Genomic DNA, 16966 nt, shown 5'->3' with positions numbered 1-16966 from the left:
AAAAATAATCACGCCGCGTTTTTGCTGGGCATGTTTTATTTGGTCGAGAATTTCTTGATTCACTGCAGATCCATTGGTTTCAATAGTATCTGCATCAATCGCCTGCTTTATTTTGGCTGTATCGTCTTTTCCTTCTACTACGATGATTTCCTTAATTCTGGAATTATCCATTTCTTCACCTGCATTTACTTGTTATATAACCACTTTATCTTAATACCTTTCACGAATAAAGAAAAGTATACACAAGTTGCTGTAGTCCTTTTGAAAATGAAATTTATTCATACTTTGTGGATTTTTTGAGATTTACATTTGAGGGAAATTGCGACATAGTGAAAACTACTTTTTGTGACGTTTTCTCTCATTCTGATGTTTATTGAGTGTTGGTACTCGCTGCGGCAGAACACTTCGCTTTCCGCGGGCACGGCCTCAGCCTCCTCATCAGCAAAGAAAGCTTCTTGCGGGGTCTTCGGACACGTGGGACTGCGATTACTCGCCCCATCGAAGACCTTTCGCTGTTCCTGCAGGAGTCTGCGTGTTCTGCCTTCGCTTTTAGATTTTTTCTGAATTTTGGTTAGGGAATATCCCATGTTAAACAAATTTAGGACCAATTCCCACTTGATTAGAATTTCTATCCAAAGCGGAGGAAAAATACGAGACTCCAGTGGGAAAGGAACAGTCTGAAGACCCCACAGTGATGCGTCTGCGTCTTCTAGTATCGCTTCGTAGTAAGCTTCCTCGACGCATGGTTTTCGGTGGGACGAGTAATCGCAGTCCCAAAAGGTCTTCGGTGGGACGAGTAATCGCAGTCCCAAGGGAGCAAAGGAGCCTACTCAAGTAGTACCCTGGCTGAAGCGTTCCCCACGGAAAGTGAGTATTTTTCCGAAGCGCTGGACTACCAACTCAATCCGAAAAGGATGATAGGAAGCCACAAAAAGTTATGTCGCAGTTTATAGTTTTTCTGCAGTGGCATGGGTTTTCGGTGGGGGAGGTAATTGCTGCTTCTGGAAGTAGTCGAATTGAAAAAAGCCTCTGCCAGGAATTTGGCAAAGGCTGCTATTTATAATCAACAATTAATCCAATACTTTCACTTGTACTTTTTTGCTTCCGAAACTTTTCGCAGCAGAACTGGACGGCATATGGACATCAATTTTATTTCCATGTATAGCTCCGCCGGTATCACCAGCTATTGCAGTCCCGTAGCCTTCCACCCAAACCTTGGAACCTAGAGGGATCACATTGGGGTCAACTGCAATGACTTTGGCATTTGGATTTGATTTCAAATTGATGCCTGTTGCAGTAATTCCCGAACAGCCGCTGCACTGGGCTGAATAGGCGGTGGCATGCATATAATAAGATTTAGATGAATCAGCATCACCCCTTGATACAGTATCAGCACCACTGTTAGGACTTTCAGAACTATTAGAACTGTTAGAACTGTCTGCCTTTGATGTGCTGACGCTCACCGTTTTTACGGGGGCAGGCTTATTGACTTTTGTGCCAACCGCAACAATGCGTTGTTCACTTTCCTTTTCCACTTCTTCTTTGACCAGTTTACGGTCTACTTCTTTGCCGTTTTCCATAGTGACCTCGTAATGTTTAACGAGCACCCCTTCTTCACCAGGGGAGACAACTTCCTCTTTTCCCTTCTCCAAGGAGTCATCCTCTTTCTTTACCACAGAAAAATCAATCGACTCTTCCATCACATCTGTCACCTTTTCGACCCGGGTAATAACAATATCCTTGTCTTTGGACACCTCTTCATCTGATTCGACATTAACCCGGTCTAATTCCCCAAGCTTAATGTTTTGTTCGTTAAGCAGTTCCTTAACAGTTCCGCCTGCGGTTGTCCATATTTTCGACTCTTCGCCTCCGTCATCAAGAGTCACTTGAAAGGCTCTTTTGATTTCAAGTGCATCCCCTGCTGTGATAGAGTCTGTATTTTCATGGGAAAATTCATCATGCTCGTTTAATACAATTTCATTCTCTTTTAAAAATTCTCCAACGGTGCCTGCTGTTGTAAAGTATGTATTTTCTTCGCCATCTGTAATAACAGATATTTCTACGGCCTTCGTATGTTTTATGTTCATGCCTGATGTAAGGTCTTCCTTCAGATCATGCGAAAGTTCATCATGCTCATCTACTTGGATGTTCAATTCTTTTAGAACTTCTTCCACTGTGTCTGCATGGGTCCGCACAGTTGTTACTTTGCCCTCTTGCGAAACAGTTACTTGTGCTTTTGTAACTTGATAGGTGACCATCCCCCCAAGAGCAAAGACCGCAGCTATGCTAACAACATACATGATCAGCTTTGTTCTAAAAGCGGACAATAGCTTTGAATTTGACTTCATGCTCGCTTGCCTCCTTTATTCCCGTTGATTATATAAACAACGATTTTGCATGTCAATTTGCCAAAATGGGGTCAAAAGGCTCTTTACTCCCCGTCATTACTGAAGTGGAAGGAACTAAAACCGGCAATATTTCAATTGTGTTAAAATTAAGTTACAGCATTCTCTGTTTGTCATTAACCCTTGCTAAAACCTGTCATATCAGGCAAAAATGGTGGTCATTCAAGTCAATCCCCCCTTCTTTTTGACAAAATAAAAAAAGAGCCAGACTAAATCCGGCCCTCTCATTATGTCTTCAGTCAATAGGAAAATAAACCCAAAATTTCCGACAATTACATACAAATACGGCTAAGTATCAGCAGGGATACCGTGCTTACCGATCAATTCCAAAGAAATGTAAGGCGTTTTCTGTAGTTGCCTGACTGACTTCCTCGAAAGAAACTTCCCTTAACTCTGCAATTTTTTCAGCGACGAGCTTCACGTAAGCAGGTTCGTTCCTTTTACCCCGATTTGGATGTGGAGCAAGGAATGGACAATCGGTTTCTACCAACAATCGATCCATTGGGACAACTTTCGCCACTTCTTTTGGAAGTGTCGCATTTTTGAAGGTTACGGGACCTCCGAGAGAAATATAGAAGTTCATGTCGAGACATGCTTGTACATATTCAGCGGAATCATTGAAGCAATGCATGATTCCCCCTACTTCTGCGGCATTTTCTTCCTGCAGTATTTGAATGATATCTTCTGTTGCCTCTCTGTTATGGATAATTATCGGCAAATTCACCCTCTTAGCAAGGGCTATTTGCTTTCGGAATACTTCTTTTTGCACTTCTTTCGGCGACTTGTCCCAATGATAATCAAGACCCATTTCGCCTATTGCAACCACTTTTGGATGGGAAGCCAGCTCTTCTATCCACTTTAAATCGCTCTCTTCCATATCAAATGCATCTACTGGATGCCAGCCGACAGCTGCATATATGTTCGGGTTTTCTTCAGCCAGCTTGATGGCATCTGGAATCGTCTGTCTGTCGAAGCCCACGACCACCATATATTCTACTCCTGCCTGTTTCGCTCTTCCGATAACTTCCTCTCTATCTTCGTTAAACTGACTAATATTTAAATGTACATGTGTATCAAATAACATATTTGTTCCTCCTTGGTCGATGTCTACTGAGTTTGATTCCCAGTTTCTACTATAAGAAAAACGCTTATCTGCAATCTAACGATAAGCGTTTTTCTGAAACTGCCGTTTTTATTTTACCTTGGAACCATTTGGCAGTGAACTTTCAACAGTTGCCAGAGAAAGGTTTCCTGATTCATCTTCTCCTGACAAGATCATTCCTTGAGAAAGCTCGCCCCGAAGTTTCACCGGCTTCAAGTTTGTCACACAGATGACTTTTTTGCCTACTAACTCATCGGGGTTATAATAGTTGGCTATTCCAGAGACAATTTGTCTTTTCTCCGTCCCCAAATCGATTTGAATTTTCAACAGTTTATCGGCATTCTCCATCTTCTCAGCTCGTATCACTTCGGCGACTCTTAAATCTAATTTCATGAATTCATCGAATGTGACTTCTTCTTGTTGAGGAGTGTTTGCTTCCTCTTGTTTCGGCTCCGGTTTTTTCATCATGTCCTTGATCGTCTGGATTTCTTGTTCGGCTTCCAAACGAGGGAAAATCGGATCTTTCTTTTGTACCTTCGTTCCTGCTGGAATAGCACCCGGTTTAGCAAGGCTGTCCCAATCCTGCAGGCTCTCTTCACTTACACCAAGTTGTTCGAAGATACTGTAAGGCGCTTGTGTTAAGAACGGTCTTAGCAAGACGGCTGTTTGGCGAAGCGACTCTGCCAAATGGGCCATTACATTCCCTAACCGGTCTTTATTCGCTTCCTCTTTCGCAAGGATCCACGGCTGTGTTTCGTCAATATATTTATTTGTCCGGCTGATGTACTGCCAAATTGTAGCAAGAGCAACCGAGAACTCCATCTTTTCCATTGCATCTTCGACTTTTGATACAGTTTCCCTGCCGATAGCTTCCAACTGTACATCGAATTCATCTTCAGCTTCGCGGTAGGCAGGTATCTCACCACCAAAGTACTTGTCAATCATGGCAACCGTTCGATTAAGTAAATTACCTAAATCATTTGCCAAATCATAATTGGTTCTTTCGACAAAACCTTCCGGAGTAAACACTCCGTCAGAACCGAACGGGACTTCCCGGAGTAAGTAATAACGCAAAGCATCTAATCCATAACGATCGGTAAGTTGGATAGGGTCAACTACATTGCCCTTTGATTTCGACATCTTTCCATCTTTCATTAGGATCCAGCCATGGGCAAACACCTGTTTTGGAAGCGGAAGATCCAAAGCCATCAACATGATCGGCCAATAGATTGTATGGAAGCGGACAATTTCTTTACTCATTAAGTGGACATCTGCAGGCCAGTATTTCTGATATCTTTCATCCTGGTCTGTGCCATACCCAAGAGCAGTAATATAGTTGGAAAGTGCATCGATCCATACATAAATAACATGCTTGGGATCACCAGGCACTTTTACTCCCCAATCGAAGGTCGTTCTTGATACAGCTAAGTCTTCCAAACCTGGCTTGATGAAATTGTTGATCATTTCATTCTTACGGCTTGCTGGTTGAATGAAGTCAGGGTTTTGCTCGTAATATTCCAAAAGCCTGTCAACATACTTACTCATTTTGAAGAAGTAGGATTCTTCTTTTACCTTTTCAACTGGTCCTCCGCAGTCCGGACAATGTCCGTTATCAAGCTGTCTCTCCGTAAAGAAAGACTCGCACGATGTACAATACCATCCTTCATATTCATCTAAATAGATATCACCCTGTTCCAACAGTTGGGCGAAAATCTTTTCTACTGTTTGCTTGTGTCTTTCTTCTGTCGTGCGGATAAAATCGACATACGAAATATCCAGACGCTTCCACAAATCTTTTATCCCACTGACGATTTCATCGACATAAGCTTGGGGGGTAACCCCTTTTTCATCTGCTTTCTTCTGAATTTTCTGTCCGTGTTCATCCGTCCCAGTCAAATACATGACATCATATCCACGCAGTCTTTTATATCTGGCCATCGCATCCCCAGCCACCGTTGTGTACGCATGGCCAATGTGCAAATTACCGCTCGGGTAATAAATTGGCGTAGTAATGTAAAAAGTTTTGTCTTGATTTGCCATTACAGGAACCTCCTCTTTGCATCTTTCTATGCCCTTCTTTTCTATAAGAAGGCTTCTAAACTCGTTTCTATTTTGTCGACAAAGGCCGAAAAATTAGTATGTGTCTATTGTAGCTATATTCAAACAATTTTTCCATCGTTATACAGGATTGAATGCTTTTGAAAACGTCAACAAGGGAGAAAAACAGTAAATTTAGTAAAAACTATAGTCTTCCTCGATGAAAATATCAAGGCAAGCATTCATAATTATTTGTCGAATTTTGTCGATATAGTGAGATAGCAAGAAATAACACCGCCAACATCGAATAAAATAGTAAATTTATAGAAAAACTAATTGACACTAGATGGAAACATTGGTACGCTATTGCTAAATAGATGTCGAAATCTGACGAAACATTTGAATTGAGGGGAGTAAACTTTCATGAAATCTACTGGAATAGTCCGTAAGGTGGACGAATTAGGCCGGGTTGTTATACCTATCGAGCTGCGTCGCACATTAGGTATTAATGAAAAAGACGCTTTGGAAATCTATGTAGATGATGACCGGATTATATTAAAGAAATATAAACCAAATATGACCTGCCACATCACCGGCGAGATTTCCGAACAAAACATGTCCCTTGCAGATGGAAAATTGGTGCTGAGCCGAGAAGGCGCAGAAGCTCTTATAGAAGAAATTCAATCACGTTTAAAATAACCCACATTAATAAATCCCGGCCTCTAAATGACTAGAGGCCTTTTTTTTGTGATTTTCAATCAACGTGATAAGCCTGATATACTTCCCGCTTGGATTGTCCCCGGTCTTGAGATGTCTTTTTGATTGCTTCTTTGCTCGTCAACTTCTTCTCTTCTATGTAGTAATCTACGTGCTCAACAAGACTGTAATCCTCCCACCAAACATCCTCATTGGAATCTTCAGGAACTCCCCCCTCTACAACAAGGCAGAATTCTCCTTTTACTGTATTATTCTCTGCCCACTCGATGACTTCTGGGATTGTGCCCCTGATGTATTCTTCATAGCGTTTGGTCAGTTCTCTGGCTAGAACAATCTGCCTGTTTCCAAGTTGTTCTGCCATCGATTTCAATGTTTCCTTCAACCGGTGCGGCGATTCATAAAATAACAATGTGGCCCGGATTGACCTTAGATTTGTTAATTCCTGTTCCCTCTCTTTTTTCTTTCTTGGTAGAAATCCGTAAAAATAAAACTCTTTCGGAGACAATCCTGAACCGACCATGGCACATAATGCTGCGTTTGCTCCCGGTAATACAACAACGGGAAACTCTTCACCAATAGCACTAGCCACCATTTCATAACCTGGATCTGAGATAGCAGGCATCCCAGCATCACTGACTAATGCAATGTCTTTCCCATCCTGCAAAATTTCTACAAGCTGGTTCTCCCTCGAATGTTTATTGTGTTCATGGTAACTGATCATTGGCTTGTCTATTTCAAAATGGTTCATCAATTTTCTCGTATTCCTGGTATCTTCTGCTGCGATATATTCTACATTTTTCAATGTATTAAGCGCTCTTAAGGTTATATCCTCCAGATTGCCTATCGGGGTCGGAACAATATACAAAGTTCCACCATTATATTTCCCTTGGAAACTGCTTTGCGTTTTCATCTTTCATCATGCCCTTCTGCATAGGAATTAATCAATTTTTCTTTACTAGACCGATTCAACTGCTTTATTCTATATTCCTGCTGCATCGCTTCTTCCTTAGTCTCAAACCTTTCCAGGAAAACAATCTGGAACGGACCTCTGCCACGTGTATATTTGGCTCCCTTACCACTCTCATGCATTGCTATTCTTTTTTGGAGATTATTGGTATAGCCGGTGTATAAGGAACCATCTTTACATCTCAGCATATAAACAACATGTTTAAGTGGCTCTTCCATATAAAATCCCCTCAAGCTCTTCTGTGTAATTCCCATTTCTATCATAGGCAAATAAAGGCGGAAGAATTTTTAAATCGGGTTTTCCATCTCTGATTCCTTCTAAAAGCAGAATATTGGCTTCCTTTCCTGCTTTCGGATACACCAGTCGCATTCTTTTTGGCTCGATTCTGTACTTCCTGAACAATGTTAGCAAATCCATAAGCCGGCCGGGACGGTGGACCATCGCTACTTTTCCACCTGGACGGACAAGCCTGCTGCAAGACTGGACAACATCTTCCAATGTGCAGTAAATCTCATGACGGGCTATGGTCAAGTGTTCGTTTGCATTTTGTTCTTCTTTTTTAGGCGTCTTGAAATATGGGGGGTTACAGGTCACAAGGTCAAACTTATTATTGCCGAAATAAGCTGGCATATCTTTCAAATCGCCGTGAATCATCTTCAACTGCTCTTCCAGCCCATTCATTTTTACATTGCGGACTGCCATATCGTACAGACGTTCCTGGATTTCCACTCCGGTTATTTGTGCTTGGGAGCGTCTGCTGAGCAACAAAGGGACGACCCCATTCCCTGTGCATAAATCCAATATTTTTCCTCTCTTGATCGGTACGTAAGTGAAATCAGCCAATAGGACAGCATCCAAAGAAAAAGCGAATACTTGAGGACTTTGAATGATCCGCATCTTCTCTTCTGCAAGCAAATAATCAAGCCTTTCATCGTCATATAATTGTATATCCATGTTGTTAATTTTCCCTTCCAAGTATGTTTTATCTAAAGAATGCATTTTCTTTAATTGTGGGGCACTGCCACCCCTCGCCCCTTAGGGTTTAAGCATTACAGTTGAGAGGAACTGCGAACTAGTGAAAATTTTACTTAAGGCGAGACTTCCACATGTTCTTTTCAAGCTGAGTGCGAACCCGACGCTGCGGAAAAATGCTTGCTTTCCGTGGGGAACAGCCAAGGTCTTCGATGGGGTGAGTAATCGCAGTCCCAAAGGGAGCAGGGAAGCTTATTCAAGTAGTCCCCTGGCTGAGGCCGTGCCCGCGGAAAGCGAAGTGTTCTGCCGTAGCGGTTGTATAGCACTCGACTTAATCAGGATGGGGGAAAGTCACACTGAAGTTATATCGTAGTTTATAGGTTTTGTCTAAACAATCTTAAAGGGTAAAAAAAGGACTGACGCAAAAGAATATATTCATTCCTTTTGGTGTCAGTCCCTGCATTTGGGGTATCAACGTCCGATTTTCGGAGTTGTACGTTATATAATCCATTATTTGCTTTTATTCAAAAACAACAGGCAGAACAGACAATCTTCATCCTGGCGTGGACTGCCGAAATGGACATTGCAAATATGGAAACCTTCTTCGTATAATCGGGCAAGATTATCGTATCCTTCACCTACCGGCACATCCGATCCGTTATTATCATCTGCATCCTGATCATCCTTTTGGCTGGACGTTGTTCCTTCCAGCCGGTTACGAAGATGGTGATTTTCCACGGATAATCGATGGTTTTCTTCAAGCAACTCGCTTAGGTAGTTTTTCAAATCACCCAGTTGTTGGTAAAGTTGTCCGATTTTTTCTTCCATATCTGTTACTTGTTCAAATACTTCTTTTTTATTCACGCTACCTTCCACCCCATTATTCCGTGGCTTGCGTTGTGATAACTCCTTCGTCGATAAGTTCATCCACCGTATATTCAATCACACGTTCTTTCTCAGGAATTTCGATCTGGACAAGTCGTTCTAGAATGTTCAATCCAACTACTTTGCCATGTCCGTATGTTGTATTTATCTTTTCCCCTAAATCAGGAAGAATCTTCTTGGCCGACTCATAATCATCATTTTCATACTTCAAGCAGCACATCAATCTTCCGCAAAGACCGGAAATTTTAGCTGGATTAAGCGATAAGTTCTGATCTTTGGCCATTTTTATGGAAACCGGTTCGAAATCTCCTAAAAACGTGGAACAGCACAGCATTCGTCCGCATGGACCAATTCCGCCAAGCAGTTTGGCCTCATCCCTAACGCCAATTTGGCGAAGTTCTATCCGTGTTTTGAAGACAGAAGCCAAATCCTTAACCAAATCCCTGAAATCCACTCTTCCATCCGCTGTGAAGTAGAAAACCACCTTGTTTCTATCAAATGTGTATTCGACGTCAACTAAGTTCATGTCCAACTTATGGTCCTTGATTTTCTTCTCACAGATACGATGGGCCTCACGGGAATTCTCCTGATTCTCGGCAATGGTTAATTTATCCTTGTCACTTGCAAGGCGGATGACCTTTTTCAATGGAAGGACTACATCTTCTTCATCGACCTGCTTATTGGCAATGACTACTTTGCCGAATTCAACACCTCGAACAGTTTCTACAATAACGTAGTCGTCCTTGGCTATCGAAAACTCTGCGGGGTCGAAATAATATATTTTACCCGCTTTCTTAAAGCGGACACCAATTACTTCTATCACTATGGTTCACCTCTGAATGTGAAGTGTAAGTTGCTCCATCACTAAAGCTGGATGTACATTTTGTTCCAATTTGCGTTTTGCCTCCAAAATGTAACGCAAAGCCTTAGTGGCATGTTGCTTCGACCAATGCATAGACGACTCTGTCAATTTATCTTGTTCGTTTATAAATATGATTGCTTCTTCGTTCCCTACATAATTGTAAACTATGTCTTTAAACCACAACGCTAATAAATCCAAGCCCCTTTGCAATTGTTCTCTGTCTTTAAAATGGGGCATCCACTGGTTATTAATGAACAGCATAGATTCATCAGGATTAGTTTGGAGCACTTCTACTAATTGTACCACTATCCTTCTAGCCATGGCAAACCACTCATCACTATTTATTTCCATTGCTTCGGTAATATTATTCGTCAAAGCTGAAATCAACCTAGCGTTAGAACTCGATACACCTTCCGCTTCCAATCTTTCCTGAAAAAGGCCGGTATTCAACGGTTTGAGAGCCATTATCTGGCACCTTGAACGTATCGTCTGCAAAATGGACTGGCTATTAGAAGTTAGCAGCATGGCAGTCGTCTGCCTGCTCGGCTCTTCCAGGAACTTCAACAAACGGTTCGATGCATTGGCTGTCATTTTTTCGGCATCTTCGATAATATATACCTTTTCATTGGATTCCAGTCCGGTGTATGTGAATTCTTTTTGTAAATGCAGTATTTGTTCTTTTTTAATCGATTGTCCATCAGGAATGATCCAGTGGACATCCGGATGATTCCCTGAATCGATCCTTTGACAGTCTTTGCAGTTCTGGCATGGCTCTGCATCGTTCTTATATTGACAAAAGATTGCTTTCGCCATTAACAGACTGATCGCCTTTTTGCCAGTACCGCGGCTGCCTTGGAACAGATAAGCATGGGAAACTCTGTCTTTCTTCAGGCTGTTCACCAGCATTTTAACAGCTAAAGGCTGTATCGAAGCCATCTCAGACCATGTTTTCATATTTGTTTATTCCATCCCTTGCTTCAAGTACTATCTGTATAAATTAACAAGTAAACCCTTAATTTCTCCAATCATGCCAAGAACATGGATCGACTTTTTTTCCTGGTCAATGACAGTTTCAGTCAGTTCCACCAATTTGTCATCAATCATATCAACCGTTGTCAATTTCCGGGAGTTTCCTCCCCTGCTCCAACTGTGAGAATGATTTAATTCCATTCCGTATTGGATGGTTTCTTTGACAAAATCCTTCACCATCCGTTTATATTTTGCCAAATCCTGAAAAGATCTTGCCTTAGCGAGTCTTTCACCCTGCTCCGTCAAATTTTTGATGAGCTTATCAAGTTCCTGTTCTTTTAACTGCCTGCTTTGTTCTTCCACCATGGAACTAAATTGGTTAGGATTAGAACGTAACTTAGTAACATTTTGTTTTGAAATATCAGGTGTCGAGCGCATTTCTTGAGTAATTTTCATTATTTGAATCTCCTGTTAAAATTGAAAAAATGATTCAACAGGCAGCACGAATACCGTCGCTCCGCCTACTTCGACCTCAATCGGCCTTGGAATATAAGAATCGGCATTACCGCCCATCGGGGAAATCGGTGCCACCATCTGTTCTCGCTGACTGCAATTGTCCCGGATGATATCAAGTGCCTCATCTACATAATCATCCTCGCAACCTATCATCAAAGTAGTGTTCCCTTCTTTCAGAAATCCGCCTGTGGTGGACAGCTTGGTTGTTTTGAAGTTTTCTTCCCCCAACGCGTCTATCAGACGATTACTGTCCTTATCCTGCACTACGGCAAGTATTAATTTCACTTTTATTCGCCCCTTGTATAAATAGTTTCCTTCCCAAAAAGGATTGTTATAGAAGACTATTCCTTTATTGCAAGTTTCGTGCCTTAATGCCCGGAACGGTTTGTCTCAAGAAACGAGACAATTTGCTGATAAGCGGCTTCTATCACCTCAGGAAGCTCTGCTTCGGCATCGATTCGTGTAATGCGCTCCGGGTACCGTTGTAAGAGAAGCTGATACGCTTCATACACTTTCTGATGAAACTGAAGTTTTTCCAAATCCAGTCGATTCTGCTCCCTTGCTTTGTTCGCAGCAATTCGATTCAGCCCGGATTGAGGTTTTATATCGAATAAAAGAGTCATATCCGGCATAGAACCTTGTATAGCAAATTCGTTGATTTTCAATACGTCCTCAAGACCAAGACCCCGTGCATGCCCTTGATAAGCAAGACTGCTGTCGATGAAGCGGTCGCACAGGACTATTTTCCCTTCTTGCAGTGAGGGCATTACCTTTTCCGCCAAATGCTGCCGGCGTGCAGCGGCATACAGAAGGGCCTCTGTTCTCGAGTCCATGGAGGTATTAGCTGGATTCAGTATTACCTTCCTTATTTCTTCGGCTATTTTTATTCCTCCAGGCTCCCTGGTGGCTATTACATCATAGCCCTCGCTGGCAAGCCTCGTTTTTACAGCATCCAGGACAGTAGATTTTCCTGCTCCCTCGCCGCCTTCAAAAGTAATAAAGTATCCCTGCACATTGATTCTCCTTTAAACGTCCACCTCAAACAAAACAAATAATTCCTTTTCCAATTTCTTTGTTTTGAAAATTGGTACCTCTATTTAATAAATATTCTACCATTTTTACATGCTTCCCCGTAATCTTTTCTCCTTTGAAAATAATTGGTATTCCCGGGGGATAAGGGATGACCGATTCGGCTGCAATCCGGCTCTCCGCCTGACTCCATTCAAGTCGTACTTTATCCCTTTGTTTCATTTCCAAGTAACTTAACTCCAGATTCTGTACCTTGACAGGGAACATATCTGCTATCTCCATTGTATCATGCTTGGGAGTAGAATTTAATCGCTCTTCTATCTTTTCCAGCGCGATACTTAGGCGTTTCCATTTTTGAAATGGAGCCAATCCGTGTACGAAAAGGACTTGATGATAGCTCGATAGTTCTGGATAAATGCCATTGCTTTCAAATAACTCCGCTAGTTGATGCCCTGTCATTCCGTTATTTACTTCAAGGGTTATTTTTAATGGATCATCATAGGTGGTTGATTCGACCACTTTCCAATTATGTCCCAATAACAACATTTCCCTGAATTGGGTGATGCTTTTTTTGAGCTTGTCTATCGTTTTTTCATCTATATTAGCCAAAAAGTGCCTTGCCAAATCAAGGCTCGCCATCAATGGATAAGATGGACTGCTCGACTGGATCATTTGCAGGTAATGAAAAACATCTTCTGCCCTTATCAGCTGGGATCGAACATGCAAATAGGATGCCATTGTCATTGCCGGGGCCATCTTATGAGCCGACTGAACAACTACATCTGCTCCCAGATCCAGTGCAGATGGAGGAAATTCATTTTTCAGGGAGAAATGCACCCCATGTGCTTCATCAACGAGTACAGGTATGTTTTGCTCATGGGCATAATCGATAATTTCCTTAATATCAAAAGTCTTCCCATAATAATCCGGATAAGTCAGAATAATGGCACCTATCTCCTCCGACTCTTCTACAGCGTTCTTTATCGAACCAAACGAAGGAGCCGTGTACCGGTTTGCTCGCGTGTCGAATTCCGGTGCTACAAAAACAGGCTCTGCATTGCATAATTCCAGACCATTTAAGATAGATTTATGACAGTTTCTTTGAACAATCATTTTTTTTCTGACAGACCCCGCTGCCAGGATCATCGCCAAATTCCCTGCCGTACTCCCGCCTACCAAAAAATGGGTTTCGGACGCTCCAAACCAGTCAGCTGCAAGCTGCTGTGCCGCCTTTATCACTCCACTGGGGGCATGTAAATCATCCAATCCGTTTAATTCGGTTAAATCGAACTTCAATAATTCTTGAAATTTATCTTTCCCCAACTCTGAAAAGAGCTGCCCATTTTTGTGACCTGGGACATGGAAGGAAATTGGTTCATTTTGAATGAATTTTTGTAAGGCTTGATGCAATGGGGCATCGCGTTGATTCAGAGTCATGTAATAACTTCCTTTATGTAGTAACAAACTTTTAGTAAAAGAATAACACCTCACAAGCAAGAATGCATCTATATCTTCAAACCAAAAACCCCTGCGGTAGGAACAGCAGGGGTTTTTTCGTTATTTAAGAATACAATGTTGATTGATGCATCCGTTTAAGCTTTTTCAAATAGTGTTTATATTGGGCTTCCTCCGGATCTGTGTGAACAATCTTTTGCTCGCAATCGCAGCAGATAAAAAGTGTATATAGATGAATCCCTTGTGGTTTATTCTGTTCACAAATACCGCATTTTTCATTTTGACGCATGGACTTCAATTTCTCCACCTCCGTTAGCTTAGTATCTCCTAATCTAACGAAACTATACATCTTAGAAAATATTTATATCTTATTCTATGAAAACAAAAACGAAAATTGTCTGTACCAACGATTTAATTAATTACAAAGTCTGATGTAATTTTTTTACAATACATATATAATTAACCAAAACTCGTCCCTTGCTGGAGGTGCCTCATGTCTGTTGATTTTCATTCAAAAGAAAACCGGTTTACTTACACCGGGCGTGATGTCGATCCTTTCTGGGAAAATATGCTCCTGAATAATGCCATGATTAAAAACAAGACAATTCTGGATTTGGGTTGTGGTGGCGGCATTTATACAAAAGCCTTGTCCCAAATGGGAGCCAAAAAAGTAGTTGGTCTTGATTTTTCGAAAGAAATGCTTCAAACCGCTCGTCGTTATTGTAAAGACGAACATAACACAGAGTTTATTTTCGGTGATGCACTCGCAACTGGATTAGATAGCGAACAATTTGATTTGATTTTAAATCGGGCTGTCATTCACCATATGAAAGACCTTTCCCTTTTATTTAAAGAAATGAATCGTTTGCTTACACCAAATGGCATGGCAGTGGTGCAGGATCGTACATTGGAAGACTGCTTGCTTCCCGGAGATAAAAACCATATTCGAGGTTACTTTTTTGAAGTTTATCCTACACTTGTTTCCTTTGAACGGAATAGAAGACCGCTTCTTGATGATATTAAGGAACTTTTACAGGGTTCCGGTTTCGAGCACGTCCGATCTACATTGTTTTGGGAGATAAGAAAACAGTATAGTTCTCTTAGCTGTTTGGAGAAAGACCTGCTTGCAAGAACAGGTCGATCTATTTTACATGAATTGAATGACAAAGAAATCAAAACATTGACATGTTTTATTATGGACCAATTGAAAAATCAGGATGGCGCTATTCTTGAGAAAGATAGATGGACTGTTTGGTTTGCCAATAAGGTTGGTTAGCGTTGAACAGATTTAGAAAACTGAAAAAGACCCCGAGAAGATGTTTCTTCTCGGGGTCTTCGTCTTTGCCTGGCAGCGTCCTACTCTCGCAGGGGCAATGCCCCAACTACCATGGGCGCTGGAAAGCTTAACTGCTGTGTTCGGCATGGGAACAGGTGTGACCTTTTCGCTATTGCCACCAGACCTTAATTTTAAAGGATGTACCTTCAAAACTAGATAAGAGGGTGGAGACATCTAAAGGTGTTTTCATGTTTGTGCAGTCCAGTTACGGCTCCTAACAGCTAGTGTATAGTTCATCCATCACCAGGACTCCAAAAGCAGAGTCCTTTGTGCTGGCTGATCTATCCATACGCTGTTGGACAGTCGCCTTCACTTTCTTTTTATAGTTAAGTCCTCGATCGATTAGTATCCGTCAGCTGCACGTGTCACCACGCTTCCACCTCGGACCTATCAACCTCATCGTCTCTGAGGGATCTTACTCATTTAAAATGATGGGAAGTCTCATCTAGAGGGGGGCTTCATGCTTAGATGCTTTCAGCACTTATCCCTTCCACACGTAGCTACCCAGCTATGCTCCTGGCGGAACAACTGGTACACCAGCGGTGTGTCCATCCCGGTCCTCTCGTACTAAGGACAGCTCCTCTCAAACTTCCAACGCCCACGACGGATAGGGACCGAACTGTCTCACGACGTTCTGAACCCAGCTCGCGTACCGCTTTAATGGGCGAACAGCCCAACCCTTGGGACCGACTACAGCCCCAGGATGCGATGAGCCGACATCGAGGTGCCAAACCTCCCCGTCGATGTGGACTCTTGGGGGAGATAAGCCTGTTATCCCCGGGGTAGCTTTTATCCGTTGAGCGACGGCCCTTCCATACGGCACCGCCGGATCACTAAGCCCGACTTTCGTCCCTGCTCGACTTGTAGGTCTCGCAGTCAAGCTCCCTTCTGCCTTTACACTCTGCGAATGATTTCCAACCATTCTGAGGGAACCTTTGGGCGCCTCCGTTACTCTTTAGGAGGCGACCGCCCCAGTCAAACTGCCCACCTGACACTGTCTCCGGACCGGATCACGGTCCTGGGTTAGAATGTCCGTACAGCCAGGGTGGTATCCCACCGACGCCTCCACCGAAGCTAGCGCTCCGGCTTCTAAGGCTCCCACCTATCCTGTACAAGCTGTACCAACATGCAATATCAGGCTACAGTAAAGCTCCACGGGGTCTTTCCGTCCTGTCGCGGGTAATGCGCATCTTCACGCATAGTATAATTTCACCGGGTCTCTCGTTGAGACAGTGCCCAAGTCGTTGCACCTTTCGTGCGGGTCGGAACTTACCCGACAAGGAATTTCGCTACCTTAGGACCGTTATAGTTACGGCCGCCGTTTACTGGGGCTTCGGTTCAACGCTTCGCCTTGCGGCTAACGCGTCCCCTTAACCTTCCAGCACCGGGCAGGTGTCAGCCCCTATACTTCGCCTTACGGCTTCGCAGAGACCTGTGTTTTTGCTAAACAGTCGCTTGGGCCTTTTCACTGCGGCTTCTCGCAAAAGAAGCACCCCTTCTCCCGAAGTTACGGGGTCATTTTGCCGAGTTCCTTAACGAGAGTTCTCCCGCTCACCTTAGGATTCTCTCCTCGCCTACCTGTGTCGGTTTGCGGTACGGGCACCTCTTTCCTCACTAGAGGCTTTTCTTGGCAGTATGAAATCCGGAGCTTCGGTACTTATGTTCCCTCCCCGTCACAGCTTGAGATTGTTGGACGGATTTGCCTATTCCAACT

Annotated in this window: 17 protein-coding genes, 1 rRNA gene and 2 other annotated features; of the genes, 2 read left to right on the top strand and 16 right to left on the bottom strand. The window is 42.8% G+C overall.

Annotated elements, in window-relative coordinates; translation table 11 throughout:
- From CZ434_RS14885 to metG, 4 genes are all read right to left on the bottom strand, one after another.
- On the bottom strand, positions 1 to 171 hold a 171-nt coding region (locus tag CZ434_RS14885; protein ID WP_425442097.1), incomplete at its 3' end, for a ribonuclease M5.
- 899 nt (positions 172 to 1070) lie between these two features.
- A complete protein-coding gene (locus tag CZ434_RS14875) occupies positions 1071 to 2348 on the bottom strand; it encodes a resuscitation-promoting factor (protein ID WP_077623886.1) in 1278 nt (425 codons plus the stop codon).
- Positions 2349 to 2718: 370 nt separating this feature from the next.
- On the bottom strand, positions 2719 to 3489 hold the full coding sequence (locus CZ434_RS14870) for a TatD family hydrolase (protein ID WP_077623885.1): 771 nt from the start codon (positions 3487 to 3489) through the stop codon (positions 2719 to 2721).
- Between the two features lie 108 nt (positions 3490 to 3597).
- Positions 3598 to 5547, bottom strand: a complete 1950-nt coding sequence (metG, locus tag CZ434_RS14865) for a methionine--tRNA ligase (protein ID WP_077623884.1) — start codon at positions 5545 to 5547, stop codon at positions 3598 to 3600.
- 420 nt (positions 5548 to 5967) lie between these two features.
- Here metG and CZ434_RS14860 point away from each other — a divergent pair, with 420 nt between their 5' ends.
- Positions 5968 to 6243 (top strand): transition state genes transcriptional regulator AbrB, encoded by a 276-nt coding sequence (locus CZ434_RS14860; protein WP_077623883.1) that lies wholly within the window; start codon positions 5968 to 5970, stop codon positions 6241 to 6243.
- Positions 6244 to 6298: 55 nt separating this feature from the next.
- Here the strand turns inward: CZ434_RS14860 and rsmI are convergent, their stop codons facing one another.
- The 11 genes from rsmI to CZ434_RS14800 all read right to left on the bottom strand — a co-directional run bounded on the left by rsmI (position 6299) and on the right by CZ434_RS14800 (position 14205).
- Complete coding sequence (rsmI, locus tag CZ434_RS14855; RefSeq protein ID WP_077623882.1) at positions 6299 to 7171, bottom strand: 16S rRNA (cytidine(1402)-2'-O)-methyltransferase; 873 nt, start codon at positions 7169 to 7171, stop codon at positions 6299 to 6301.
- Entirely contained in the window at positions 7168 to 7446 is a 279-nt protein-coding gene (locus tag CZ434_RS14850) for a GIY-YIG nuclease family protein (protein ID WP_077623881.1), read from the bottom strand. Before CZ434_RS14850 ends, rsmI begins: the two co-directional genes overlap by 4 nt.
- Positions 7430 to 8176 carry a tRNA1(Val) (adenine(37)-N6)-methyltransferase gene (locus CZ434_RS14845; RefSeq protein ID WP_077625207.1) on the bottom strand — a complete coding sequence of 249 codons (747 nt, stop codon included), beginning with the start codon at positions 8174 to 8176 and terminating at the stop codon, positions 7430 to 7432. The genes CZ434_RS14850 and CZ434_RS14845 overlap by 17 nt, the downstream gene beginning before the upstream one ends.
- 534 nt (positions 8177 to 8710) lie before the next feature.
- Positions 8711 to 9064 (bottom strand): DNA replication initiation control protein YabA, encoded by a 354-nt coding sequence (yabA, locus tag CZ434_RS14835; RefSeq protein ID WP_077623879.1) that lies wholly within the window; start codon positions 9062 to 9064, stop codon positions 8711 to 8713.
- 16 nt (positions 9065 to 9080) lie between these two features.
- Positions 9081 to 9908, bottom strand: a complete 828-nt coding sequence (locus CZ434_RS14830; RefSeq protein ID WP_077623878.1) for a PSP1 domain-containing protein — start codon at positions 9906 to 9908, stop codon at positions 9081 to 9083.
- 6 nt (positions 9909 to 9914) lie between these two features.
- A complete protein-coding gene (gene holB, locus CZ434_RS14825; RefSeq protein WP_077623877.1) occupies positions 9915 to 10901 on the bottom strand; it encodes a DNA polymerase III subunit delta' in 987 nt (328 codons plus the stop codon).
- Between the two features lie 30 nt (positions 10902 to 10931).
- Positions 10932 to 11372: a YaaR family protein gene (locus CZ434_RS14820; protein ID WP_077623876.1), complete on the bottom strand. Its 441-nt coding sequence runs from the start codon at positions 11370 to 11372 to the stop codon at positions 10932 to 10934.
- A gap of 15 nt (positions 11373 to 11387) precedes the next feature.
- Positions 11388 to 11717, bottom strand: coding sequence for a cyclic-di-AMP receptor (locus CZ434_RS14815; RefSeq protein ID WP_077623875.1), 330 nt, complete (start codon positions 11715 to 11717; stop codon positions 11388 to 11390).
- 83 nt (positions 11718 to 11800) lie between these two features.
- The gene (gene tmk / locus CZ434_RS14810; RefSeq protein WP_077623874.1) at positions 11801 to 12445 is read right to left on the bottom strand and encodes a dTMP kinase; all 645 of its coding nucleotides are present in this window, start codon (positions 12443 to 12445) and stop codon (positions 11801 to 11803) included.
- A 25-nt stretch (positions 12446 to 12470) separates the two neighbouring features.
- Entirely contained in the window at positions 12471 to 13898 is a 1428-nt protein-coding gene (locus CZ434_RS14805; protein WP_077623873.1) for an aminotransferase class I/II-fold pyridoxal phosphate-dependent enzyme, read from the bottom strand.
- Between the two features lie 124 nt (positions 13899 to 14022).
- On the bottom strand, positions 14023 to 14205 hold the full coding sequence (locus CZ434_RS14800; protein ID WP_077625206.1) for a sigma factor G inhibitor Gin: 183 nt from the start codon (positions 14203 to 14205) through the stop codon (positions 14023 to 14025).
- Positions 14206 to 14409: 204 nt separating this feature from the next.
- Here CZ434_RS14800 and CZ434_RS14795 point away from each other — a divergent pair, with 204 nt between their 5' ends.
- Positions 14410 to 15192 carry a class I SAM-dependent methyltransferase gene (locus CZ434_RS14795; RefSeq protein ID WP_077623872.1) on the top strand — a complete coding sequence of 261 codons (783 nt, stop codon included), beginning with the start codon at positions 14410 to 14412 and terminating at the stop codon, positions 15190 to 15192.
- 67 nt (positions 15193 to 15259) lie between these two features.
- Here CZ434_RS14795 and rrf read toward each other — a convergent pair.
- A 5S ribosomal RNA gene (rrf, locus tag CZ434_RS14790) occupies positions 15260 to 15375 on the bottom strand.
- Positions 15376 to 15586: 211 nt separating this feature from the next.
- Positions 15587 to 16456 (bottom strand) — a sequence feature (23S ribosomal RNA rRNA prediction is too short).
- Positions 16457 to 16465: 9 nt separating this feature from the next.
- Positions 16466 to 16802: a sequence feature (23S ribosomal RNA rRNA prediction is too short), on the bottom strand.
- Between the last annotated feature and the right edge of the window lie 164 nt (positions 16803 to 16966).

This window comes from Sediminibacillus massiliensis (assembly GCF_900156915.1).
In the GTDB taxonomy this organism is placed as follows: Bacteria; Bacillota; Bacilli; order Bacillales; family Amphibacillaceae; genus Sediminibacillus_A; species Sediminibacillus_A massiliensis.
The sequence above is the reverse complement of the archived record's forward strand: the minus strand, read 5'-3'. Positions and strand labels throughout refer to the sequence as shown.